Origin of the sequence: Methylobacterium sp. E-016 (assembly GCF_022829745.1) — a bacterium.
Lineage (GTDB): Bacteria > Pseudomonadota > Alphaproteobacteria > Rhizobiales > Beijerinckiaceae > Methylobacterium.
Map to the genome: position 1 here is coordinate 1 of NZ_JAKSYF010000027.1, position 420 is coordinate 420.

Annotated in this window: 1 protein-coding gene; it reads left to right on the forward strand. The window is 70.5% G+C overall.

Annotated elements, in window-relative coordinates; all coding sequences use genetic code 11:
• Positions 1–420: SDR family oxidoreductase (locus tag MKK68_RS01685; protein WP_244028085.1), on the forward strand; the 420-nt coding region annotated here is incomplete at both ends.

Consider the following 420-nt stretch of genomic DNA (forward strand, 5'->3'; position numbering starts at 1 on the left):
CGGCGACGAGTTCACCCAGGCGATCGTCACCCTCAACCTCGCGCGCGAGGCCGGCGTCGAGCGGGTCGTCTACCTGTCGGTGTTCGGGGCCGACCGCGCCGTCGAGGTGCCGCACTTCGCGGTGAAGTTCGGGGCCGAGCGGATGCTGCGGCAGATGGGCTTCGGAGCCACGATCCTGCGCCGGACCTACTTCATCGACAACGAGGCGATGATCCGGCCCGTGATGGTGGACCACCCGGTCTACCCCATGCCGCTCGGCGGCAACGGCCTCTCCATGGTCGACCCGCGCGACATCGCCGAGCTTCCGGCCGTCCGTCTCACACGCACCGCCCGGTGCCCGTGCCGACTCCCGGCTCAGCCCCTCATCCTCCTCCTGCTCGATCTCGCTCCCGTCGCAGCCCCCCCCTCGACCCTGTTCTG